The sequence below is a fragment of the Kitasatospora sp. NPDC057904 genome (assembly GCF_042887925.1).
Classification (GTDB): domain Bacteria; phylum Actinomycetota; class Actinomycetes; order Streptomycetales; family Streptomycetaceae; genus Kitasatospora.
The window spans coordinates 53,813-77,416 of the sequence record NZ_JBHVOL010000012.1 but is presented as its reverse complement, the minus strand read 5'-3'; the positions used below and the strand labels follow the sequence as shown (position 1 = coordinate 77,416).

19 protein-coding genes and 1 pseudogene are annotated in these 23,604 nt (G+C 73.4%); 13 read left to right on the top strand and 7 right to left on the bottom strand.

The genetic code is table 11. The features are described from left to right. Positions 1-161 precede the first annotated feature (161 nt). From ACFVSN_RS27970 to ACFVSN_RS27960, 3 genes and pseudogenes are all read left to right on the top strand, one after another. The gene (locus ACFVSN_RS27970; RefSeq protein WP_380439106.1) at positions 162-1,286 is read left to right on the top strand and encodes an adenylate/guanylate cyclase domain-containing protein; all 1,125 of its coding nucleotides are present in this window, start codon (positions 162-164) and stop codon (positions 1,284-1,286) included. A gap of 348 nt (positions 1,287-1,634) precedes the next feature. After that, positions 1,635-2,771 (top strand): annotated as a pseudogene (locus ACFVSN_RS27965) (diguanylate cyclase domain-containing protein); the annotation flags it as partial. Between the two features lie 995 nt (positions 2,772-3,766). Beyond that, on the top strand, positions 3,767-4,090 hold the full coding sequence (locus ACFVSN_RS27960) for a hypothetical protein (protein ID WP_380442117.1): 324 nt from the start codon (positions 3,767-3,769) through the stop codon (positions 4,088-4,090). Here ACFVSN_RS27960 and ACFVSN_RS27955 read toward each other — a convergent pair. Further along, the gene (locus tag ACFVSN_RS27955) at positions 4,068-4,673 is read right to left on the bottom strand and encodes a TetR/AcrR family transcriptional regulator (protein WP_380442115.1); all 606 of its coding nucleotides are present in this window, start codon (positions 4,671-4,673) and stop codon (positions 4,068-4,070) included. The two genes, ACFVSN_RS27960 and ACFVSN_RS27955, sit on opposite strands and share 23 nt — an antisense overlap. Positions 4,674-4,772: 99 nt before the next feature. On the opposite strand from ACFVSN_RS27955, the gene ACFVSN_RS27950 reads away from it, so the two are divergent. After that, positions 4,773-5,957, top strand: a complete 1,185-nt coding sequence (locus tag ACFVSN_RS27950; protein WP_387956794.1) for a macrolide family glycosyltransferase — start codon at positions 4,773-4,775, stop codon at positions 5,955-5,957. On the opposite strand, the gene fdhD is transcribed toward ACFVSN_RS27950, so the two are convergent. Next, complete coding sequence (fdhD, locus tag ACFVSN_RS27945) at positions 5,947-6,792, bottom strand: formate dehydrogenase accessory sulfurtransferase FdhD (protein ID WP_380497240.1); 846 nt, start codon at positions 6,790-6,792, stop codon at positions 5,947-5,949. The genes ACFVSN_RS27950 and fdhD overlap by 11 nt on opposite strands. A gap of 161 nt (positions 6,793-6,953) precedes the next feature. Here fdhD and hutH point away from each other — a divergent pair, with 161 nt between their 5' ends. Beyond that, positions 6,954-8,537: a histidine ammonia-lyase gene (hutH, locus tag ACFVSN_RS27940; protein WP_380442109.1), complete on the top strand. Its 1,584-nt coding sequence runs from the start codon at positions 6,954-6,956 to the stop codon at positions 8,535-8,537. 29 nt (positions 8,538-8,566) lie between these two features. On the opposite strand, the gene ACFVSN_RS27935 is transcribed toward hutH, so the two are convergent. Next, on the bottom strand, positions 8,567-8,980 hold the full coding sequence (locus ACFVSN_RS27935) for a hypothetical protein (RefSeq protein WP_387956793.1): 414 nt from the start codon (positions 8,978-8,980) through the stop codon (positions 8,567-8,569). Positions 8,981-9,234: 254 nt separating this feature from the next. On the opposite strand from ACFVSN_RS27935, the gene ACFVSN_RS27930 reads away from it, so the two are divergent. Continuing rightward, positions 9,235-10,104 (top strand): MurR/RpiR family transcriptional regulator, encoded by an 870-nt coding sequence (locus ACFVSN_RS27930; protein WP_380442105.1) that lies wholly within the window; start codon positions 9,235-9,237, stop codon positions 10,102-10,104. Between the two features lie 102 nt (positions 10,105-10,206). Further along, positions 10,207-10,530 (top strand): hypothetical protein, encoded by a 324-nt coding sequence (locus ACFVSN_RS27925; RefSeq protein ID WP_380442103.1) that lies wholly within the window; start codon positions 10,207-10,209, stop codon positions 10,528-10,530. A gap of 5 nt (positions 10,531-10,535) precedes the next feature. Here ACFVSN_RS27925 and ACFVSN_RS27920 read toward each other — a convergent pair whose 3' ends face one another. Further along, positions 10,536-11,108, bottom strand: a complete 573-nt coding sequence (locus ACFVSN_RS27920; protein WP_380502519.1) for a Uma2 family endonuclease — start codon at positions 11,106-11,108, stop codon at positions 10,536-10,538. Between the two features lie 179 nt (positions 11,109-11,287). Between ACFVSN_RS27920 and hutU the strand changes: the two genes are divergently transcribed. From hutU to hutI, 4 genes are read left to right on the top strand one after another with little or no spacing between them, the layout of a single operon-like run. Further along, complete coding sequence (gene hutU / locus ACFVSN_RS27915; RefSeq protein ID WP_380442099.1) at positions 11,288-12,958, top strand: urocanate hydratase; 1,671 nt, start codon at positions 11,288-11,290, stop codon at positions 12,956-12,958. Between the two features lie 17 nt (positions 12,959-12,975). Next, on the top strand, positions 12,976-14,157 hold the full coding sequence (locus ACFVSN_RS27910; protein WP_387956830.1) for an allantoate amidohydrolase: 1,182 nt from the start codon (positions 12,976-12,978) through the stop codon (positions 14,155-14,157). Further along, on the top strand, positions 14,148-15,509 hold the full coding sequence (locus ACFVSN_RS27905) for a formimidoylglutamate deiminase (protein WP_380497242.1): 1,362 nt from the start codon (positions 14,148-14,150) through the stop codon (positions 15,507-15,509). Before ACFVSN_RS27910 ends, ACFVSN_RS27905 begins: the two co-directional genes overlap by 10 nt. Before the next feature lie 34 nt (positions 15,510-15,543). Continuing rightward, positions 15,544-16,719, top strand: coding sequence for an imidazolonepropionase (hutI, locus tag ACFVSN_RS27900; protein ID WP_380442095.1), 1,176 nt, complete (start codon positions 15,544-15,546; stop codon positions 16,717-16,719). A gap of 59 nt (positions 16,720-16,778) precedes the next feature. Here hutI and ACFVSN_RS27895 read toward each other — a convergent pair whose 3' ends face one another. Further along, on the bottom strand, positions 16,779-18,863 hold the full coding sequence (locus ACFVSN_RS27895; RefSeq protein WP_387956792.1) for a prolyl oligopeptidase family serine peptidase: 2,085 nt from the start codon (positions 18,861-18,863) through the stop codon (positions 16,779-16,781). 132 nt (positions 18,864-18,995) lie between these two features. Then, a complete protein-coding gene (locus tag ACFVSN_RS27890) occupies positions 18,996-20,504 on the bottom strand; it encodes a peptide MFS transporter (RefSeq protein ID WP_380442091.1) in 1,509 nt (502 codons plus the stop codon). A 329-nt stretch (positions 20,505-20,833) separates the two neighbouring features. On the opposite strand from ACFVSN_RS27890, the gene ACFVSN_RS27885 reads away from it, so the two are divergent. Together ACFVSN_RS27885 and ACFVSN_RS27880 are read left to right on the top strand one after the other, a co-directional pair. Then, positions 20,834-21,508: a response regulator transcription factor gene (locus ACFVSN_RS27885; protein ID WP_030290974.1), complete on the top strand. Its 675-nt coding sequence runs from the start codon at positions 20,834-20,836 to the stop codon at positions 21,506-21,508. 64 nt (positions 21,509-21,572) lie between these two features. Continuing rightward, the gene (locus tag ACFVSN_RS27880) at positions 21,573-22,817 is read left to right on the top strand and encodes an ATP-binding protein (protein ID WP_380442121.1); all 1,245 of its coding nucleotides are present in this window, start codon (positions 21,573-21,575) and stop codon (positions 22,815-22,817) included. 32 nt (positions 22,818-22,849) lie between these two features. On the opposite strand, the gene ACFVSN_RS27875 is transcribed toward ACFVSN_RS27880, so the two are convergent. After that, complete coding sequence (locus tag ACFVSN_RS27875) at positions 22,850-23,545, bottom strand: ester cyclase (RefSeq protein WP_380442089.1); 696 nt, start codon at positions 23,543-23,545, stop codon at positions 22,850-22,852. Positions 23,546-23,604 lie beyond the last annotated feature (59 nt).

Below are 23,604 nucleotides of genomic sequence, written 5' to 3'. Positions count from 1 at the left end.
CACCTCTCCTTGACCCGGGCGGATGCCCCGGATCACGCGATTCCGTGCGAACATTCCACCTGGCAGCGGTGTGAGGCGCGCCACTGTCCGCCCGGGTGGCGGGCGGGCGCCCGGACAGGTAGGACACGAGGCAAGTGCGGCGACCGCACGGGGACGGACCGGTGGCAGAGGACGGCAGCAACGGCGGGACGGCGGACAGCCACGACCAGACGGTCGCGCTCGAACTCGAACGCCTGATCCTGGACGCACCGCGCCGCTACACCCCCTACCAGGCCGCGAGGGCCGCCGACGTCCCGATGGAGCTGGCCACCCGCTTCTGGCGGGCGATGGGCTTCCCCGACATCGGACAGTCCCGGGCCCTCACCGACGGTGACGTGATCGCGCTGCGCCGGCTGGCCGGACTGGTCGAGTCCGGCCTGCTCAGCGAGTCGATGGCGATCCAGGTGGCCCGCTCCACCGGGCAGACCACGGCACGGCTGGCCGGCTGGCAGATGGACACCTTCCTGGAGAACCTCACCCAGTCCGTCGAGCCCGGGCTCACCCGCGCCGAGGTCGCCTACCCCCTGGTCGAATTGCTACTGCCCGAGCTGGAGCAGTTCCTCGTCTACGTCTGGCGGCGCCAGCTGGCCGCCGTCACCGGGCGGGTCGTGCAGGCCGCCGAGGACCACGAGATCACCAGCGGCCGGCTCGCCGTCGGCTTCGCCGACCTGGTCGGCTTCACCCGCCTCTCCCGGCGGCTGGAGGAGGAGGAACTCGGCGAGCTCGTCGAGACCTTCGAGAACACCTGCTCCGACCTGATCGCCGGGCAGGGCGGCCGGGTCATCAAGACCCTCGGCGACGAGATCCTCTACGTCTCCGAGGACCCGGTGACCGCCGCCGAGATCGCGCTCGGCCTGATCGACGCGCTCGCCGAGGACGAGACCATCCCCGCGCTGCGGGTCGGCATGGCCTTCGGCACCGTGACCTCCCGGATGGGCGACGTCTTCGGCACCACCGTCAACCTGGCCAGCCGGCTCACCTCCATCGCGCCCAAGGACGCCGTGCTGATCGACGGCGAGTTCGCCGCCGCGCTGGAGCAGAACGGCAGTGTCGCCCCGCCCGACGCGGACGGGCCCGGCCTCGCCGAGGCGCTCTCGGCCGCCGCCGGGATGCCCGCCTCCGGGCTTCCGCTGCCCTCGCCGGACTCCGGGCACCGCTTCCACCTGCAGCCGATGTGGCGGCGGCCGGTCCGGGGGCTCGGGCTGGTCGAGCCGTGGCTGCTGTCGCGGCGGCTCAAGCCGGAGTAGCCGACGGGAGTCGGGGCGTCCGGCCGGGGTGGCCGGGGGCCGGGCTGGGGTTTCGGGCTTGGGGCCGGGCTGGGGGCTTGGGCTGCGGCCGGGGCCGGGGGCTTGCCGTCGAACGGGCGACCGGTGTGTGGGTCGAAACGGGGCATAACCGGGTGAAGTCGCCATAGTCTTGGTGCAGCGGCCGGTACGCGTGCGGCTGCCCTCGGTAGGACCGGGCACAGGGAGCGGGGCGAGCCGGTGAGCAGTGAGGCGACCATGACGGACCGCGGCTGCGACTGCGACGCCTCCGGGCGGCCCGCCGCCCTGCCCGACCTGCGACTGCAGTCCGTGGTCGAGCTCGCCCAGGACATGGCCGGGGCGCTCACCCCCCTGGAGGCCGTCCGCGCCGCCGCCGCCCGCGCCACCGAGGCGCTCGGCGCCACCATGGCCGCCGTCTCCGTCTGGGACCGCGAGTCCGGGCGGCTGCGGGTCCTCGTCAACCACGGCGACCTCGCCCCCGGCGAGGAGGAACAGCCCGAGGACGAGTCCTACCCCGTCGCCGACTTCCCGGAGATCGTCACCTATCTGGAGGAACGCTGGACCACCGGACGGCTGCCGCGCGCCTGGCTGCAGACCGCCGAGAACAGCGAACCCCACGCCGGTCACGTGCATCCCACCGCCGGCGCGTACTGCCAGGAACGCGCCGCGGCACTGCGCCGGCGCGGGCGGGGCTGCTGCGTCGTCGCGCCGATCGTCCTGCACGGGCAGGCCTGGGGCGAGCTCTACCTGGCCCGGGCCACCGGGATGCCCGAGTTCACCGAGGCCGACGCCGACTACGCCACCCTGCTGGCCGCCCAGGTCTCGGCCGGGCTCGCCCAGACCGAGCGCCTCGCCGACCTGCGCAAACTCGCCTTCTCCGACCCGCTCACCGGTCTCGCCAACCGGCGCGCGGTGGACGCCCGGCTGGAGAGCGCCCTGGAGGCGCACAACCGGGACAACACCGTCGTGTCGCTGGTCGTGTGCGACGTCAACGGCCTCAAGCGGGTCAACGACCAGCTCGGCCACGAAATGGGCGACCGCCTGCTGGAACGATTCGCCCACCAGCTGTCGCTCGCCGCCGCCAAACTGCCCGGCAGCCTCGCGGCCCGGCTCGGCGGCGACGAGTTCTGCCTGCTCGCGGAGGGCCAGAAGGCCGACGAGGTCGTGGCCGTCGCCGAGGAGCTGTGCGCGCGGGCGCTGGCGCTGTCCGAGGGCGAGGGGGTGGCGTGCGGGGTCGCCTCGACGGGGGATTCCATCGGGCCCGTCACCACCCCCGACCGACTCTTCCGGCTCGCCGACGCCGCCCAGTACCGGGCCAAGGCCGCCCGCGCCGCCCACCCCGTCGTCGCCGGGCGCAGCCACGGGCCCGGCTTCTCGCCCGACCCCACGGTGCTGCTGGCCGACGCCGCCGACCCCCACCACCGGGCGGACGGGCGCGGGCGGCCCGGCGGGCGGATCGGCAACGGCGACCGGCGGCGGTTCCGGGGTGCCGCGCACAGCGCCGACCCCGGGCAACTGCTCACCGCCGTCCTGTCCGCCCTCGACCAGCACGGCGCCGCCCGCGCCGTCCACAGCGCCGACACCCTCGGCAAACTCGCGGTCGTCGCCGAGGCCGCCGCCCGGCTGCTGGACGCGGTGGGGTGGTGGGTGTCGTACGTGCCGCCGGGGTCCCAGCTCATGCGGACCGCCCAGCACGCCGTCTACCGGATGACCAGCGGGCCCAGCAGCACCCGCGCCGAGACCCAGCGCGCCCAGATCGAGGCCCCGGACGCGGTCTTCGATCTCCGGCACTACCCGATGACTCGACGGGCCGTCCGGGGCGGTGCGTTTGCCCTCCGGGCGGGGGCGGCCGGCAACGACCCGGCGGAGGAGGCGATGCTCGTCGTCTCCGGCTACCGCGGGATGGTCGCGGCGGGTGGGCAGAATCCGGCGGGTGGCTGGCTCGTGGAGCTGTTCGCGGATGATGCGACGCTTCCTCTGGGGCAGGCGGCTTGTGTGATGCGGGCGTTGGTGGCGGTGGCGCTTTCGGGGCCGGCTTCGCCGCCGGGGGTTTGAGGGTTCCGCTGCGCGGGGCTTGGGTGCGGGGTGGGCTTTCGGGTGGGTGGGGGGTGCCGGGGGTGGCTGCGGGGGTGGCCGCTCCGGGGGCTGGATGATTTTCCGACTGCCGACTCTGTGGGTGGGGGGCTTGGATCGTTGGCAGTCTGAAAATCACCCGTCACGCCCCTCTCCGCGGCCACCCCCTCCGCCACCCCCTCCCGCAGCGCTCCCTCTCGCCTGTGGGGGAGGGGGAAGGTGGGTGGTTGGGGTGGGTGCGCTGGTGCGGGGGCCTCGCATGTGTCGGTTTCGTGACTGGCCCGTCCTGGGTCCGTTCCGGTTGGTGGACGAGGGGTGTCCCGGGGGTGTGGCGCGGTGCCATCGTGGGCCGGAGGCCGGTGGGCGGCGAGGACGGGGGAAGCGGGGCCGTGGGCAGACGCTTGGTGGGTGCGGCGGTGGCCGGGGTGGTCGCGTTCGGGGGTGCCGTGGCGGTGGCCGGGCCCGCGGAGGCGGTGCCGGTGGTGCGGACGGCGGCTGTGGTGTCCGGGGACCGGGCGCCCGTCCCGGCGCGTGCCTCCGTCGGGGGGCACCACGTCACCGACGTGGCGGTCACCCGTCACAAGTCCAAGCGCAGGAACCGGGGTTTCGTCTCCCGGACGGTCGGCCGGAGCTTCGGCTTCGTCTGGGTGCTGCTGTTCGTCGTCCTGCTGGTCGTGATCCTGGTCCTGGTCAGTCGCCGCGGCCGGCGCTGAGCGCCCGCAGCACGGCTTCGACCAGCTGGTCGGCGTGGTCGTGGGTGAGCGGGCCGAGGCGGAACATCCAGCGGTAGTGGAGCGGGCCGTAGAACAGCTCCACGGCGAGGTCGAGGTCCGTGTCGGGGGCGATCTGGCCGGCCTCGCGGGCGCTGCGGAAGCGTCGGCGGGTGACCTCCAGGAGGGGGTCCAGCAGGCGGGTGCGGTACTCGCCGTGCAGCGCCGGGTCGGTGACGATCTCGGCGATCAGGACGCGGGCGGTCGGGTCGAAGGCCGGGTCCGTGAGCTGGTCCGAGGACGGGCGCAGGACGGCCCGCAGGTCGGCCCGCAGGTCGCCGGTGTCGGGGAGTTCGATGCCGCCCTCGTGCTCGCTGTCGGCGAGGAACGCGTCGAAGACGACCGCGCCCTTCGACGGCCACCAGCGGTAGATGGTCTGCTTCCCGACGCCGGCCCGGGCGGCGATCGCCTCGATGGTCAGCTTGCCGTAGCCGACCTCGGCGACGAGTTCGGAGGCGGCGGCGAGCACGGCGGCGCGGGAGCGCTCGCTGCGTCGCGCGGGGTCGGGGGCGGGTCTGGCGGTCATGCCGGAAATTCTATGCGGAACGGCAAGACGAGACGTATCGTCTTGTCGTGGCGAGACGATACGTCTCGTCTCTGTCGTTGACTTCGGAGGTGTCTTCCCATGACCGCGCACATCCTCATGGCGTCCGTGCCGGCCCACGGGCACGTCAATCCCAGCCTGGCGGTGATCTCCGGGCTGGTCGCCCGGGGGCACCGGGTCAGCTACGTCAACGATCCGTCGTTCCGCGAGGTCGTCGAGTCGACGGGTGCGCGGTTCGTCCCGTATCCGACGAAGCTGCCGCTCGCCGATGATCCGGAGGGGTGGGTGGAGGACCCGGTGGCGATCCAGGAGCTGTTCCTCGACGACGCCCTCGCGATGCACGCGGTTCTGCTGGACGTCTTCGCGGACGACGTGCCCGACCTGGTGCTCTGCGACATCGCGGGCTTCGCCGGGCGCGCGTTCGGCGAGCGGCTGGGCGTGCCGGTGGTGCAGCTGTCGCCCTCGACGGTCGGCTGGGAGGGCTTCGAGGAGGATCTGGCCGAGGCGTTGGCGGCCGTCCGTGAGGGTGCCGGCGGCGCCGAGCACTACCGGCGGTTCGCCGGCTGGCTCGCCGAGGCCGGTGCGGTGGAGCGCGACGTGGACGCCTTCAAGAACCGCCCGTCGCGGGCCGTCGCGCTCATCCCCCGTGCGATGCAGCCCAACGCGGACCGGGTCGACGAGCAGCGGGTCTCGTTCGTCGGGCCCTGTTTCGGCGACCGCGCCCACCAGGGCGAGTGGCACCGGCCGGAGGGGGCGGAGAAGGTGCTGCTGGTCTCGCTCGGTTCGGCGTTCACGCACCGGCCGGCGTTCTACCGGGCCTGCGTCGAGGCCTTCGGCGACCTGCCGGGCTGGCACACCGTGCTCCAGGTCGGCGCCCACACCGACCTGGCCGAGCTGGGCGAGGTGCCCGCCACCGTCGAGGTGCACCGCTGGGCGCCGCAGCTGTCGGTGCTCTCGCAGGCGGACGCCTTCGTGACCCACGCGGGCATGGGCGGCTCCAGCGAGGGGCTGTTCCACGGGGTGCCGATGATCGCGGTGCCGCAGGCGGCCGACCAGTTCGGCAACGCGGACGCGCTGGTGGGGCTCGGTGTCGCCCGCCGGATCGACACCGCGGCGGCCACCGCGGAGGCGCTGCGCGGTGCGTTGCTGGAGCTCGTCGGGGATCCGGCGGTGGCCGAGCGGCTGGCGGTGCTCGCGGCTGCCGGACGGGCCGAGGGTGGCACCGCGCGGGCTGTCGATCTGATCGAGGCGGAGATCAGGGTGTGACGGCGGGGGAGGGCGCGGCGATCCGGTCGGGCCGGGTGTAGACGTTCGCGCCCTCTCCGCGCAGGAAGCCCACCAGGGTCAGGCCGAGTTCCTCGGCGAGGTCCACCGCGAGCGAGGACGGCGCCGAGACGGCCGCGAGCAGCGGGACGCCCGCCAGCGCGGCCTTCTGGGTCAGCTCGAACGAGGCCCGCCCGCTGACCAGCAGGACGTGCCCGGTCAGCGGCAGCCGGCCCTCGCGCAGGGCCCAGCCGACCACCTTGTCCACGGCGTTGTGCCGCCCGACGTCCTCGCGGGCGCACAGCAGCTCGCCGGTCGCGGCGTCGAACAGGCCGGCGGCGTGCAGGCCGCCGGTGGAGTCGAAGGTGCGCTGGGCGGCGCGGAGCTTGTCGGGGAGGGCGTAGAGGGCGGACGGCTCGATGCTGAGCCGGTCCTCGGCGACCGGGTGCCGCACGTGGGTGCGGACGGCGTCGACGGTGTCCCGGCCGCACAGGCCGCAGGCGCTGGTGGTGAGCAGGTTGCGGTGCGCGGACAGCGGCAGGGTGCGGGCGCCGCGCAGGGTGGCGTCGACGACGTTGTACGTGTTGGCGCCCTCGTCGTCGGTGCCCGCGCAGTACCGCAGGGCGGCGAGGTCCTCGGTGGCGTGCACCAGGCCCTCGCCGACCAGGAAGCCCGCCACCAGGTCGAAGTCCTGCCCGGGCGTGCGCATGGTGACGGTCAGCGGCTCGCCGCCGACCCGGATCTCCAGCGGCTCCTCCGCCGCCAGCGCGTCCGGCCGCACCCCGCGCTCGTCCCCCCGCAGCCGCACCACTCGCCGCCGCGCCGTCGCCCGCGTCATCGCCACCTCCGTACGTGTTCCTGCCCCACCAGCGTGCGGCATGGGGGAGGCGGATATCCACGGGGGGAGGGGGTCGGCGTGCGGTCGCGGGCGGGACGGCGGAAAATCCGAATGGCGAGCACCTGTTGTCATATCTTCATTCGCCTGATGTGATGGTGAATATGGATATGCACAGTGCTGCGGCCTCCGACTCGCCGCTCGTCCAGGTCGGCAAGGCCGACGTCAGCGCCGACGACGTGCTGGCCGTCGCCCGGGGCAACGCCCGGGTCGAGATCGGTCCGGACGCGCTCGCCGAGATGGCGGCCGCCCGGGCCCGCATCGATGCTCTCGCGGCCGAGCCGCGTCCCGTCTACGGCGTGTCCACCGGCTTCGGTGCGCTCGCCGTCCGGCACATCAGCCCCGAGCTGCGTGCCCAGCTGCAGCGCTCGCTGGTGCGCTCGCACGCGGCCGGGATGGGCCCGGCCGTCGAGCGCGAGGTGGTCCGGGCGCTGATGTTCCTGCGGATGAAGACGCTGGCCTCCGGCCGCACCGGCGTCCGTCCGCTGGTCGCCCAGACCATGGCCGCGCTGCTGAACGCGGGCATCACCCCCGTGGTGCGGGAGTTCGGCTCGCTCGGCTGCTCCGGCGACCTCGCCCCGCTCTCGCACTGCGCGCTGGTGCTCATGGGCGAGGGCGTGGCCACCGGCCCGGACGGCGTGGAGAAGCCCGCCGCCGAGCTGCTGGCCGCGGCCGGCATCGAGCCGGTGGAGCTGCTGGAGAAGGAGGGCCTCGCCCTCATCAACGGCACCGACGGCATGCTCGGCATGCTCGTCATGGCCATCTCCGACCTGAGCCGCCTGTTCACCACCGCCGACATCACCGCCGCGATGAGCCTGGAGGCGCTGCTCGGCACCGACAAGGTGCTCGCCCCCGAGCTGCACGCCCCGATCCGCCCGCACCCGGGCCAGGCGCTGAGCGCGGCCAACATGCTCGCCGTCCTCAAGGGCTCGGGCCTCACCGGCCACCACCAGGACGACGCGCCGCGCGTCCAGGACGCCTACTCGATCCGCTGCGCCCCGCAGGTGGCCGGCGCGGGCCGCGACACCGTCGCGCACGCCCAGCTGGTCGCCTCGCGCGAGCTCGCCGCCTCGGTGGACAACCCGGTCGTGCTGCCCGACGGCCGGGTGGAGTCGAACGGCAACTTCCACGGCGCGCCGGTCGCGTACGTGCTGGACTTCCTCGCCATCGCGACCGCCGACCTCGGCTCGATCTCCGAGCGGCGCACCGACCGGCTGCTGGACAAGGCGCGTTCGCACGGCCTGCCGGCCTTCCTGGCCGACGACCCGGGCGTGGACTCCGGTCTGATGATCGCCCAGTACACCCAGGCGGCGCTGGTCAGCGAGAACAAGCGGCTCGCCGTCCCGGCCTCGGTCGACTCGATCCCGTCCTCCGCGATGCAGGAGGACCACGTGTCGATGGGCTGGTCCGCGGCCCGCAAGCTGCGCCAGGCGGTCGAGAACCTGGGCCGCATCCTCGCCGTCGAGCTCACCGCCGCCGCCCGCGCGCTGGAGATCCGCCAGCAGGCCGACTCGGCCGGCCGGATCGCCCCGGCCACCGCGGCCGCGGTGGCCGCCGCCCGCGAGGCGGGGGTCGGCGGCGCCGGCCGCGACCGCTTCCTCTCGCCGGACCTGGAGGCCGCCGCCGAACTGGTCGCCTCCGGCGCGCTGGTGCGGGCGGTCGAGCAGGTCACCGGCCCGCTGGCCTGATCCGTCGCCCGCGCGGAGCGGCCGGGGCGTCAGTCCCAGTCGCTCCGCGGGCGGCGGTCCTCGCGGTCCCGGCGGTCGGCGCGCGCGGCGGCGAAGTTGACGCCGACGATGCCGGCCCAGCAGGTGATCAGGCCGAGCAGCTCGCCGTTCTGGGCGTCGCCGGCGATCGCGGTGAGCGGGATGCCGAGCACCAGCGAGATCACGGCGAGCCGGGAGCCGGGGCGGCTGGCCGACCAGCCGGAGCGGCGCGGACGGTGGCGGTAGCCGGGCTCGTAGCCCTCGGACTGCTGGGGCGCGGGGCGTTCGGCCCGGGCGTCCATGCGGGCGTCCAGCCGCTTCAGGAACGAGTCGACCAGCTCCGACTCGTACTCCTTGCCGAGTTCCTTGCGGGCCTGCAGGGTGGCGTCGAGGTCGCGCCGCAGTTCGTCCTGGCGAGTGTCCATGGCCACCAGCGTGGGGGCTCGCCGGGGCCCGGTCCATCCGTTCGCGGGGGAATCCGGGCGGGCTCAGGGTCAAATCAGGGTTACCCCGAGCCCCGTGCCCGGCTCCCGGGGAGTAGGGTCCGCCGGTCGTCCGCCAGACTGTCCGCCCACCGGGACGTCTCAGCGGCCGTCCCGTCGTACGAGACGTCTTTGCCAGGCGCCGCGCGCTGCTGCACAGTCGTCGTCCGAACCGCTCGCACCCGGAGGTACCGCCGATGACCGCCACCGACGAGACCGGCACGGTCGGTCCCTCCGCGCGGCTGCTCCAGCTCTTCGAGGGGCACCGGCTGACGCCGACCCAGCGGCGGATCGCGCACTCGCTGGTCCGGCACGCCACCGAGGCGCCCTTCCTGTCCAGCGTCGAGGTCGCCGAGCTCGCCGGGGTGAGCCAGCCGTCCGTCACCCGCTTCGCGGTGGCCCTCGGCTACGACGGCTACCCGGCGCTGCGCCGGCAGCTGCGCGAGCTCGGCGCGGGCGAGGCGGCCGCGCCCGAGGGCCCGCACGAGGCGGTGCGCAACGAGCACCAGCAGGCCGTGCTCGCCGAGATCGAGCACCTGCGCCACCTCGCCGACCTGCTCGCCGACCCCGAGCCGATCATCCGCGCCGCCCGGCTGCTCGCCGCCTCCCGCCCGCTGCCGGTGCTGGGCCTGCGGGCCGCGTCCGCGCAGGCGCGCGGCTTCGCGTACTTCGCGGCCAAGGTGCACCCGGACATCCGGCTGCTCGACGAGGGCGGCAGCATGCTCGCCGACCGGCTGGAGCAGGCCACCGCGGCCGGCGCGACGGCGCTGCTCTGCTTCGCGCTGCCGCGCTACCCGCGGGAGCTGATGGACGCCCTGGCGGTGGCCAGGGAGTGCGGTCTGACGGTGCTGACGGTGGCCGACAGCGCGTTCGCGCCGGTCGCCAAGCTGTCCGACCTGATGCTGCCGGCGGCCGTCGGCACCGGTCTGGTCTTCGACACCGCGTGTGCGCCGATGATGCTGGGCCGGGTGCTCCTGCAGAGCATGTGCGACGAGATCCCGGGCGCGGAGGCCAGGTTGGAGGCCATCGAGCAGTCGGCCGCGGCGCGTGGCCTGTTCTTGGAGTAGACGCGGCCTGGAATAGACGCGACTTGGACTGGACAAAGCCGCGGCGTCGTGGGCGTGGCCGGCCGTGAACCGGGGCATCCCCTAGTGCAGGGGGTGCCGCCCATGCGCGTGATCCACGAGATGAAGTTCGTCGCCCGGCTGGCATCGGGTGCCGACGAATGGTCCTGCCCCACCTGCGGACGCCGGGTCACCCTGCGGCGCCTGCCCGAACCCGAACTGACCGTCCTCGACCCGGGCGACGAGTCCGCCGTGCACGTCGGCGTCATCGAACCGCACGCGCGGGCCGCCGCCGAGGCCGCCGAGAAGTACGGCCTCGGCCCCGTCCAGAGCATCCCCCGTCCGCCCGCCCCTGCCGCACCCGACGCCGCCGACCGCCGCTGGCTGGCCGAGATCGGCATCGACTGGGACGGCGACGCGGCGGCCTGAGGACCTCAGCGCCGTGGGGCGTAGAGCAGTAGGCCGGTGGTCTGCAGTTCGGCGGGCAGTGGGGCGGTGAGCGGAATGGGCTCACCGTACTTGCCGTGCAGCACGCCTTGGTACTCGCCGTCGCGGGGATGGGTGTACAGGGTCCAACTGCCGTTGCGGGGATCGAGGGCGAGCAGGAGCGCCACGCCGGCGGTCGCGTACCAGTCGGTCTTGGTGGCGACGCTCTTGACTCCCTCCGAGTTGGAGATCACTTCGACGGCGAGGACGACCTCGTGGGGCTCGGCCAGCCACTCGTCGTCCTCGTCCCACTCGACGGGGAGGACGATCAGGTCGGGGGTGACGTAATCCTCCTCATTGCCAGGCATGCAGATGGACGACACCTCATAGGAGCCGAGGTCGGCCGGCAGCTGGGGGTCCAGCTGGATGCGCAGCCGCCGGATCGTTCCCGCGTGCTTGCCGCGAGGAGTCGGGGACATCACCAGGGTTCCTCCGATGATCTGGACGCGAAGTCCCGTGCTCTGCTCGATCTCCTCCGCCACATCCCGGAGCCTTCCTGGCCGCACGGTGATCGCTGTCATCGTGTCCTCCGCTCTCGTCGCTGGGCCGAGTGGCTGGTGTTCGCCGGGTTCAGGCTAGCGCGCCAAGTCGGGCGGTGCTGTTGCTGATCGGATTGTTCAGGGGTCTGGTCGAACGTCGACTGTTTAGTTATATTCAACTGAACCAAGCCTGAATGAATCCATCCGCAGGAGGCCGGGACATGGTGCAGCAGCAGACGAGCGGGCCGCGCGAGGTACGCGCGGCGCGTGGCACGGGGCTCACGACGCAGGGCTGGCAGCAGGAGGCCGCCCTGCGGATGCTCATGAACAACCTCGACCCGGAGGTCGCCGAGCACCCGTCGAAGCTGGTGGTCTACGGCGGCACCGGCAAGGCCGCGCGCGACTGGCGCTCCTTCGACGCCATGGTGAAGACCCTCCAGGGCCTGAAGCAGGACGAGACCATGCTGGTCCAGTCCGGCCGCCCGGTCGGCGTCATGCAGACCCACGAGTGGGCGCCGCGCGTGCTGATCGCCAACTCCAACCTGGTCGGCGACTGGGCCAACTGGGAGGAGTTCCGCCGCCTGGAGAGCCTCGGGCTCACCATGTACGGCCAGATGACCGCCGGCTCGTGGATCTACATCGGCACCCAGGGCATCCTCCAGGGCACCTACGAGACCTTCGCGGCCGTCGCCAACAAGCGGTACGACGGCACGCTGGAGGGCACCATCACCCTCACCGCCGGCCTCGGCGGGATGGGCGGCGCCCAGCCGCTGGCCGTCACCATGAACGGCGGCGTCGCGATCTGCATCGACTGCGACCCGTCCCGCATCTCCCGCCGCATCGAGCACCGCTACCTGGACGTCGAGGCCAAGGACCTCGCCCACGCGCTGGAGCTCGCCACCGCCGCCCGCGACAAGAGGCAGCCGCTGTCCATCGGCGTGCTGGGCAACGCCGCCGAGCTCGTCCCGCAGCTGCTCGCGATGGACGCGCCGATCGACATCGTCACCGACCAGACCAGCGCCCACGACCCGCTGAGCTACCTGCCGGTCGGCGTCGCCTTCGACGACATGGCCACCTACGCGGCCGAGAAGCCCGCCGAGTTCACCCAGCGGGCCCGCGAGTCGATGGCCCGGCACGTCGAGGCCATGGTCGGCTTCCAGGACCGCGGCGCCGAGGTCTTCGACTACGGCAACTCGATCCGCGGCGAGGCCCAGCTGGCCGGCTACGACCGGGCGTTCGCCTTCCCCGGCTTCGTCCCCGCGTACATCCGCCCGCTGTTCTGCGAGGGCAAGGGCCCGTTCCGCTGGGCGGCGCTGTCCGGCGACCCGCAGGACATCCACAAGACCGACAAGGCCGTCCTCGACCTCTTCCCGGAGAACGAGTCGCTGGCCCGCTGGATCAAGATGGCCCAGGAGAAGGTGCACTTCCAGGGCCTCCCGGCGCGCATCTGCTGGCTCGGCTACGGCGAGCGCGACAAGGCCGGCGAGCGTTTCAACGACATGGTCGCCTCCGGCGAGCTGTCCGCGCCGATCGTCATCGGCCGTGACCACCTGGACTGCGGTTCGGTCGCCTCGCCGTACCGCGAGACCGAGGCGATGCTCGACGGCTCGGACGCGATCGCCGACTGGCCGCTGCTCAACGCCATGGTCAACGTCGCCTCAGGCGCGTCCTGGGTGTCCATCCACCACGGCGGCGGCGTCGGCATCGGCCGCTCGATCCACGCCGGCCAGGTCACCGTCGCCGACGGCACCCCGCTGGCCGGGGAGAAGATCCGCCGGGTGCTCACCAACGACCCGGGCATGGGCGTCATCCGGCACGTGGACGCCGGGTACGACCGCGCCGACGAGGTCGCCGCCGAGCGTGGCGTCCGCGTTCCCATGGGTGAGCTGTGACGAGTTCGTTCGAAGCGATGTGGGCGGAGCTGCTCCCCGTGGGCCGCTCCGCCGCCTCCGGCGGCTACCGCCGCTTCGCGTGGAACTCCGCCGACGCCGAGTGCCGGGCCTGGTTCGAGCAGCAGGCCCGCGACCGCGGCCTGACGTACGAGCTGGACCGCAACGGCAACCAGTGGGCCTGGCTGGGCGACCCGGCCGGGGACGGCGCCGTCGTCACCGGCTCGCACCTGGACTCCGTCCCCGACGGCGGGGCCTTCGACGGCCCGCTCGGCGTCGTCTCCTCCTTCGCCGCCCTGGACGAACTCCGGGCCCGGGGAGCCGAGTTCACGCGTCCGCTGGCGATCGTCAACTTCGGTGACGAGGAGGGCGCCCGGTTCGGCGTCGCCTGCATCGGCTCCCGGCTGACGGCCGGCCTGCTGGACCGCGACGCCGCGTACGCGCTGCGCGACGCCGACGGCGTCCGGCTGCCCGACGCGATGGAGCGGGCCGGCTACGACCCCACCGCGATCGGCGCGGACGACGGCCGGCTCGCCCGGATCGGCGCCTTCGTCGAGCTCCACGTCGAGCAGGGCCGCTACCTCGCCGAGGACCAGCCGGTCGGCGTGGCCGGGGCGATCTGGCCGCACGGCCGCTGGCGCTTCGACTTCCACGGCGAGGCCAACCACGCCGGCACCACCCGCATCGAGGACCGCCGCGACCCGATGCTCACCTACGCCAACACCGTGCTCTCCGCCCGGAAGAAGGCGCGGGAGGCGGGCGCCCTCGCCACCTTCGGCAAGGTCGCGGTCGAGCCCAACGGCACCAACGCGATCGCCTCCCTGGTCCGCGGCTGGCTCGACTCCAGGGCGGCCGACGAGCGCACCCTCACCGCGCTGGTCGCCGAGATCGAGCGGGCCGCCGCCGAGCGCGGCGGGCGCGACGGCGTCCGGGTCGAGCTCACCAGGGAGTCCTACACGCCGGTGGTGGAGTTCGACGGTCCGCTGCGCGACCGCCTCGGCAAGCTGCTGAACGCCCCGGTGCTGCCCACCGGCGCGGGACACGACGCCGGGATCCTGGCGTCCGCGATCCCGACCGCCATGCTGTTCGTGCGCAATCCGACCGGTGTCTCGCACTCCCCGGCCGAGCACGCCGAGACACCCGACTGCCTCGCCGGGGTCACCGGCCTGGCCGACGTACTGGAGGACCTGGCGTGTCAGTGACCGAACCGGTGGCCTACTGGGCGCAGTACGCCTGGCTGCCGCACGCCAACGGCCCGGTGGTCGAGCGGGACGTCCTGATCGCCACCGGCCCCGGCGGCCGGATCACCGCCGTGACGCCGGATAGCGGCCCGTGCCCGGCCGGCGCCGTCCGCCTCGTTGGGCTCCTCGTGCCCGGCCAGGCCAACGCCCACTCGCACGCCTTCCACCGGGCGCTGCGCGGCCACGTCCAGGTCGGCTCCGGGACGTTCTGGACCTGGCGCGACACCATGTACAGGTTCGCCGGGGCGCTCGACCCGGACCGCTACCTGGAGCTCGCCACCGCGGTCTACGCCGAGATGGCGCTCGCCGGGATCACCGCCGTCGGCGAGTTCCACTACCTGCACCACGCCCCCGGCGGCGCCCGCTACGACGACCCCAACGCGATGGGCGAGGCGCTGATCGAGGCCGCCGCCCGGGCCGGCATCCGGATCACCCTGCTCGACACCTGCTACCTGTCCTCGGGCTTCGGCGCCGAGCCGACCGGGCCGCAGCAGCGGTTCAGCGACGGCGACGCCGAGGCGTGGGCGGTCCGGGCGGACGCGCTCAAGCCGCGCGAGCACGCCCGGATCGGCGCCGCCATCCACTCGGTGCGGGCCGTGCCCGCCGGGCAGCTGGGCACCGTCGCGCGGTGGTCCGAGCTGCGCGGAGCCCCGCTGCACGTCCACCTGTCCGAGCAGACCGCCGAGAACGACGCCTGCCTCGCCGCGCACGGCGTCACCCCGACCCGGCTGCTCGCCGACCACGGCGCGCTCGGGCCGCGCACCTCGGCCGTCCACGCGACCCACCTCACCGACGAGGACGTCCGCCTCCTCGCCGACAGCTCCACCACGATCTGCATGTGCCCCACCACCGAGCGGGACCTCGCGGACGGCATCGGCCCGGCCCGCCGGCTCGCCTCGGCCGGGTGCCCGGTCACCCTCGGCAGCGACAGCCACGCCGTCATCGACCCGTTCGAGGAGGCGCGCGCCCTGGAGCTCGACGAACGGCTGCGGACGCGGACCCGCGGGCACTGGACGGCCAACGCGCTCCTGCGGGCCGGGACGGAGGACGGGCACGCCTCGCTCGGCTGGCCGGAGGCCGGCCGGATCGAGGCCGGGGCGCTCGCCGACTTCACCGTGCTCGCCCTCGACTCGGTGCGCACCGCCGGGCCGCCGCCCGCACTGGGCGCCGAGACCGCAGTCTTCGCGGCCTCGGCGGCGGACGTCCGGCACGTGGTGGTCGGCGGCCGGCACGTCGTCGCGGACGGCGTGCACCGGCTCGTCCCGGACGTCCCGGGCGCGCTGCGGGCCTCGATCGGCGCGCTGAGCTGCTGATCCGTTCCTACAACTCCGTTCGGAAGGCGTCGTCTTGAGCAACCCGACCACCCTGATCACCGGCATCGGCAGTCTGGTCACCAACGACCCCGGCCAGGGCGCCGGACCGCTCGGCCTGCTGACCGACGCGGCCGTGGTGCTGGACGGCGACACCGTCGCCTGGGTCGGCCCGGCCGCCGACGCGCCCGCCGCCGACGTGCGCTTCGACGCGGAGGGGCGGGCCCTGCTGCCCGGCTTCGTCGACTCGCACGCCCACCTGGTGTTCGCGGGCGACCGCACCGCCGAGTTCAACGCCCGGATGTCCGGCCAGTCCTACACCGCCGGCGGGATCCGGACCACGGTGGCGGCCACCAGGGCCGCGACCGACGCCGAACTCGACGCCAACCTGGCCCGGTTCGTCCGGGAGGCGCTGCGCCAGGGCACCACGACCATCGAGTGCAAGTCCGGGTACGGGCTGACGGTGGCCGACGAGGCCCGGGCGCTGCGGATCGCCGCCCGGTACACCCCGGAGACCACGTACCTGGGCGCGCACGTCGTCGCGCCCGAGTACGCGGACGACCCCGCGGCGTACGTCGACCTCGTCACCGGGGAGATGCTGGACGCCTGCGCCCCGCACGCCCGGTGGGTGGACGTGTTCTGCGAGAAGGGCGCGTTCGACGGGGACCAGGCGCGGGCGGTCCTCACCGCCGGCATCGAGCGCGGGCTGACGCCCCGGGTGCACGCCAACCAGCTGACGTACGGTCCCGGCGTGCAGCTCGCGGTCGAGCTGGGGGCGGCCTCGGCCGACCACTGCACCCACCTGACGGACGAGGACGTGGCCGCGCTGGCCGGCTCGGGGACGGTGGCGACGCTGCTGCCCGGGGCGGAGTTCTCGACCCGGGCGCAGTACCCGGACGCGCGGCGGCTGCTCGACGCGGGCGCGGTCGTGGCGCTGTCCACGGACTGCAACCCGGGCTCCAGCTTCACGAGTTCGATGGCGTTCTGCATCGCGGTCGCGGTGCGGGAGATGGGGATGACACCGGACGAGGCGGTCTGGGCGGCGACGGCCGGCGGGGCGCACGCGCTGCGCCGCGGCGACGTCGGCGTGGTCGAGGCCGGGGCGCGGGCGGACCTGCTGCTGCTGGACGCGCCGTCGCACGTGCACCTGGCCTACCGGCCGGGGGTGCCGCTGACGGCCGCGGTCTGGCGGTCGGGGGTCCGCGAGGTCTGAGCCTGCGAGAGCTGGAGGCCCCCACGTCCCCGGGGTGGCGGGCGCGGGGGCCTCCGTTTTCACTTGAGGCCCAACGAGCGCCTCAGGAAGTCGAGTTCGTGCTGCAGCAGGTTCGCCGCCACGGTCTCGTCGGTGGGGGAGTGCGTCGTGTTGCTCAGCGGGAGCACCTCGTGGGGGCGGCCCGCGGCGAGCAGCGCGCTGGACAGGCGCAGGGTGTGGACGGGGAGGACGTTGTCGTCCGCGAGGCCCTGGATCAGCAGCAGCGGGCGGCGCAGCTTCGGGGCGTCGGCGATCAGCGACGCCGAGTCGTAGTGCCCGGGGTGCTCGTCCGGGTGGCCGAGGAAGCGCTCCTGCCAGTGGGTGGTGGAGAGCCGCTGGTCGGTGGGGGCGGCGCCGGCCGACGCCGCGTGGAAGACGTCCGGGCGGCGCAGGACGGCGAGCGCGGCCAGGAAGCCGCCGTAGGACCAGCCGCGGATGGCGACCCGGTCGAGGTCGAACACACCGGGGCGCAGCCGGGCGGCCTCGTGCAGGCCGTCGACCTGGTCGGTGAGGGCCGGTCCGGCCTTGTCGCCGTAGATTTCCTTGCTCCAGCGGGGCCCGCGGCCGGGTGTCCCGCGGCCGTCGACGGCGAGCACCGCGAAGCCCTGTTCGGCGAACCAGCGCGAGACGAGGTCCCACCACACGCCGCCGGTGCCGACCTTCCGGGTGGCCGGCCCGCCGTACGGGTCGACGAGGACGGGCAGCGGGCCGTCCTCGGGGCGGTACCCGGTGGGCAGGTAGAGCGCGGCGCGCATCTCGCGCGGGCCGAGGCGCAGCAGTTCGGGTGCGGCGGTGAGCACGGGCGGCTCGGCGCGCGAGGTGAGCTCCACGGCCGCGCGCCCCTCGCGCAGGACGGTGGTGCGTCCGGCGGGGTGGCCCTCGCGGCGGGTGGTGACGACCAGCGTGCCGCCCCGGCGGACGCCGGTGTGCTGGCCCGGGCCCTCGCTGAGCCGGCGGACGCCGGCGCCCGGTTCGTAGCTCCAGAGGTGGGTCTCGGTGGGCTCGTCGACGGCGGTGAACAGGACCCGCTCGCCCTCCGTCCCGAGCACCTCCCACAGCTGGAGCCCGGGCGGGGTGACGGGCTCGCCGTCCACCGTGAGGTGCTGGGTGTCGCCGTGGGCGGCGGTGTGGACGAGGGCGCCGGAGGCGGTGCGCAGGGGCAGCCCGGGGACGAGCTCGACCCAGTGGTCGTCGCGCTGCTCGTCGAGCACCCGGACGGCGCCGCCGGGCTCGATCGCGAGCGTGCGGACGGTGCGCTGGTCGCGGCTCTGGACGCAGGCGTACGGGCCGTGGGCGTCCCAGCCGGCGGCCGTGACGTACTCGAACGCGGCCCGGTCCCAGTGGACTCCGATCTGTGAGCCGTCGAGGCCGAGCAGCCACAGCGACACGTCGGCGTTGGCGGTGCCGGCGAGCGGGTAGCGGACGGCGCGCGGGGGCCGGGCCGGGTCGGCCGGGTCGGCGAGGTGCAGCCGGGCGACCTCGCGCTCGTCGACCCGGGTGACGAGCAGCGCGGTGCCGTCGGGGGACCACCAGTGGCCGCGGGAGCGGTACATCTCCTCGGTGGCGACGTGCTCGGCGATGCCGTACGTCACGTCCGCGGCCTCGGGCTCGGCGAGCGCGCGGTCGCCGGTGCCGTCGGCGGACACCACCCGCAGGGAGCCGCCGCCGGCGTAGGCGATCCGGCGGCCGGTCGGGTCGAGGCGCGGGTCGTACACCGCGGTGGCGGTGGGGACGGTGCGGACGGTGCCCGTGGCGGTGTCGGCGAGCCACAGGTGGCCGCCGAGCGCGAAGGCGGCGAGCCAGCCGGTGGCGTCGGTGGAGAAGGCGGTGATGCCGGAGGCGGCGATCCGGGCCCGCTCGCGCCGGATCCGCTCGGCCTCGGGGAGGTCGCCGTCGTCGTCGCCGAGCGCGGCCGGGTCGGCGACCAGCCGCTCCTCGCCGGTGGCGGTGTCGAGCGCCCAGAGGCGGTTGACGGGGTCGGCGCCGCCGCGGCTGCGGACGAACAGCACGGTGGCGCCGTCGGCGGTGATCACGGGGTGGGTGGGGGTGCCCAGCGCGAAGCGCCGGGTGCGGGCGAGTTGGCGGGGGAGCGCGTCTGTCGGCATGACGGGCACCATAGGCAGATCCCGCGCCACTCGGTCGAGTGGTTTACGCGCTCGCGCAGGGGGCCGGAAACGCGGCCGGGGCCGGTGCGGATTCCAGGAATCCACACCGGCCCCGGCCGGACCGGGCGCGTGTCAGTGCACGTCGCCCATGAGCGCGTTGACCTTCTTGCGGTACATCGCGAGGGCGATGCCGGCGATGATCGCCATCACGCCCTGGACCGCGAAGTACCAGGTGCTGCCGACCACGCCGTCGCCCAGCACGAGCTGGAAGATCGCGGCGACGCAGTCGCCGGCGGTGACGGCGAGGAACCAGACGCCCATCATCTGGCTGGCGTACTTGGTCGGCGCCAGCTTGGTGGTGACGGACAGGCCGACGGGGGAGAGCGTGAGCTCACCGACGGTCTGGACCAGGTAGACCATGGCCAGCCACAGCGGGGTGACCTTGGTGTCGCCGTGGGCGGCGGCCATCGCCAGCATCATGACGATGAAGGACGCGCCGATCATCAGCAGACCGATGGCGAACTTCATGGTGGTGCTGGGGTTCTTCGACCGGCGGGCCAGGGCGACCCAGATCCAGGCGAAGACCGGCGCCAGCGCCATGATGTACAGCGGGTTGAGCGACTGGAACCACGTCGACGGGAAGTTGAAGCCGAGCAGCGTGGACGCGGTGTGCTTGTCCGCGAAGATGCTCAGCGTCGAACCGGACTGGTCGTAGATCATCCAGAACACGGCGGCGGCGACGAAGAACCAGATGTAGCCGCTCATCCGGGACTGCTCGGTGGCGTCGAGGTCCTTGTCGCGCTTCACCTTGGCGAAGACGAGCACCGGGATCAGGATGCCGGCGACCGACAGCGGCCAGAGCACCCAGTCGATGGTGAACGAGCCGCTCGCCACCAGGGCGCCGTAGATGACCACGGCGGCGGCCAGCCAGGCGCCGGCCTTCTTGAAGATCGACGCCTTCTCGGCCGGGGTGATCGGCGAGGTGACGATGTCGCTCTTCGGGCTCAGGTGGCGGGTGCCCAGCAGGAACTGGCCGAGGCCGAGCGCCATGCCGACGCCGGCCAGCGCGAAGCCCAGGTGCCAGCTGACGCTCTGGCCGATGGTGCCGATGACCAGCGGGGCCGCGAAGGCGCCGAGGTTGATGCCCATGTAGAAGACGGTGAAGCCACCGTCGCGACGCGGGTCGTTCGGGCCGTCGTAGAGGTGGCCGACCATCGTCGAGATGTTGGCCTTGAGCAGACCGGAGCCGATCGCGATGAAGGCCAGACCGGCGAAGAACGCGCCGCTGAACGGCACGGCCAGCAGGAAGTGGCCGATCATGATGATCGTGCCGCCGACCGCGACGGTCTTGCGAGCGCCGAGGAATCGGTCGGCGATCCAGCCGCCCGGGAGGGCCAGCAGGTAGACCATCGCCGTGTACACGCTGTACACGGCGGCGGCGACCGCCGTCTTCATGCCGAGGCCGCCCTCCGAAATGGAGGCGGTCATGTAGAGGACCAGCAGGGCACGCATGCCGTAGTAGCTGAAGCGTTCCCACATCTCGCTCATGAAGAGAGTCGCGAGACCTCGGGGGTGGCCGAGGAAGGTCTTGCCGCTGGGGGAGGCCGACGTGACGCCGGCGTCCTGGAGCGTAGACGCCATGTGTAGTGGTTCCTTGCCTGACAGCGTCCGCCTAGGGGGGTGGCGGCGGACGTGGACGGAACCACTGTACGTGGCGATATTTGGCGGTATCAGATGACAAAACGCTCGAATCAGGTATGGCAATGGCAAAGTCCGCAGCCGATCTTCCCGATCGATCCATGGTAGACGGGGATGTCTTCCTTCGGTTTCAAGATCCAAGGGCGGAATCTTCGCCGAACAGGCGGTCGGGAAGCGTCCGTTGAGCGGACGTGGGCCCTTATATAACGATCACGCTCTGTGAACTACTTCACAGGTCCATCGGGCAGGGTGCGGCGGACTACCATCACCACATGACCTGTGTGCTGCTCGCCGAGGACGATCCGGCGATCTCCGAACCGCTGGCCCGGGCCCTGCGCCGCGAGGGCTACGAGGTGCTCGTCCGCGAGGACGGCCCCACCGCGCTCGCCGCCGGCCTCACCGAGGAGGTCGACCTCGTCGTCCTCGACCTCGGCCTGCCCGAGATGGACGGCCTTGAGGTCTGCCGCCGGCTGCGCGCCGACGGCAAGAGCTGCCCCGTCCTGGTGCTCACCGCCCGCGCGGACGAGGTGGACACCGTCGTCGGCCTCGACGCCGGCGCCGACGACTACGTCACCAAGCCGTTCCGGCTGGCCGAACTGCTCGCCCGCGTCCGGGCCCTGCTCCGGCGCGGCAACGTCGACCAGCTCACCACCGGCGCGCACGGCGTGAAGATCGACATCGAGTCGCACCGCGCCTGGCTCGGCGAGGAGGAGCTGACGCTCTCCGCCAAGGAGTTCGAGCTGCTGCGCGTCCTCGTCCGGGACGCCGGCCGGGTCGTGACCCGCGAGGAGATCATGCGCCAGGTCTGGGACACCACCTGGTGGACCTCCACCAAGACCCTGGACATGCACATCTCCTGGCTGCGCAAGAAGCTCGGCGATGACGCCGCCAACCCGCGCTACATCGCCACCGTGCGCGGAGTGGGCTTCCGGTTCGAGAAGAATTAGCCCCCGTACGGAGAGCATGGCCGGAGCGCGGCCGATGAAGCGCAACACCTCGGGGAGCGGCAGCGTGAAACGCCGGATGATCAACTCGCTGCTGGGCGTCGTCCTGGTGGTGGTCGTGGTGTTCTGCGTGCCGCTCGCCCTGGTGGAGAAGCGGACCATCGTCAACTCGGCCCAGGAGCGGACGGACGCCGCCGCCGTCCGGGTGCTCGGGCTGGTGGAGAACCGCCTCGCGAACCACGAGCTGGTCAACGAGCGCTCCTTCGACAGCCAAGTCGCCGAGGGCAGCTACGTCGAGGTGCAGCTGCCCGGCCAGGCGGTGGTCTCGGTCGGCGTGCGCCCGCCCGGGGGCCACCTGCTGAAGGCCACCGAGTACGGCGTCAACGGCGAGAGCGTCACCGTCGAGCAGTCCCGCGAGGACGTCGACCACGAGATCGCCAACATGCTGCTGCTGCTCGGCGTCGTCGCCCTGCTCGCCGTCCAGGCCGCCGTCGCGCTCGCCGTCTGGCAGGCCAAGCGGCTCGCCCGGCCGCTCACCGACCTCGCCGAGACCGCCGAGCGGCTCGGCTCCGGCGACCCCCGCCCGCGCGACCGCCGCTACGGCGTGCCGGAGCTCGACCGGGTCGCCGAAGTGCTGGACGTCAGCGCCGAGCGGATCGCCCGCATGCTCACCGCCGAGCGCCGGCTCGCCGCCGACGCCTCGCACCAGCTGCGCACCCCGCTGACCGCGCTGTCCATGCGGCTGGAGGAGATCACCGCCCTCGCCGAGGACCCGGAGACCGTCAAGGAGGAGGCGACCATCGCCCTCCAGCAGGTCGAGCGGCTCACCGACGTCGTCCAGCGGCTGCTCACCACCCAGCGCGACCCGCGCAGCCCCACCGCCGTCGCCTTCGAGCTCGACGAGGTGATCAAGCAGCAGGTCGAGGAGTGGGGCCCGACCCTGCGCGAGAAGGGCCGGGTGCTCTCCCTGGAGGGCCTGCACGGCGTCATCGCCGTCGGCACCCCGGGCACGGTCGCCCAGGTGCTCGCCACCCTGATCGAGAACTCGCTGATGCACGGCGCCGGGACGATCACCCTGCGGGTCCGCCCCTCCGGCACCTCGGTCGTGGTCGAGGTGCAGGACCAGGGCGCCGGGGTGCCGCCGGAGCTGGGCAACCGGGTCTTCGAGCGCGCGGTCAGCGGCCGCAACTCCACCGGGATCGGCCTGGCCGTCGCCCGCGACCTCGCGGAGGCGGACGGCGGCCGGCTCGAACTGCTGTCGCTGCGGCCGCCGGTGTTCGCGATCTTCCTCGGCCGCAGTCACGAGGACTGAGAGGACCGGGGGACCGGGCGGCCCCGGGTGCCTCAGGCTCCCGGCATGACGCCGAGCTGGCGCATCAGGCCCATCACGTCCCACTGCCACCAGCCCTCGGCGATCCTGCCCTCCTTGCAGCGGAAGGTCGTCGTGCCGCGTCCGGTCACCGACTTCCCGGTGTTGGGCACGTCCCGGAAGGCGGCCTTCTGGGTGGCGTGCCAGGTCCACCGGGTCGCCACCTCGTCGCCCTCGGCGATCTGGCTCTCGATCTCGAAGCGGAAGTCGAAGGCGTCCAGGTAGCCGGCACAGCGCTCGCGGAACGCCGGGACGCCCTGGAGGTCGCCCTCGCTGCCGTAGTCGTGGTCGCGGTAGTCGGCGGCCATGCACTCGTCGATGACGTCGAGGTCGCCCGCGGCCAGCCCGTCCAGGACCCGGTTGGCGAGGGTCTTGTTGAACTGGGAGTCGCGGACCACGTCGAGGTCGGTGAAGGTGGGCGGCGCGTCGCAGAGCGCCACCATCTCGCGGAAGATCCGGTCCGTCTCGGGGAGGTGGGAGTTGCGCATGGCCTCCTCGTAGGAGGGGAACTCCACGATCTCCACCACGTGCTTGGTGTCCGAGCGGTCGGTCGCGACCACCGCGTGGGAGGCGGTCCGCTTCCCCTTGGTGGACTCGGCCCAGCTGTCCATCAGCCGGTTGAGGTCGTCGAGCCTGTCGGTCTTGCAGTCGATGATCTGGACGAACGCCATGGCGAGCCTCCTGGAACCCCCTCGGCCTCGATCGTCCGCGCCGGCCGTGCTCGCCCTCG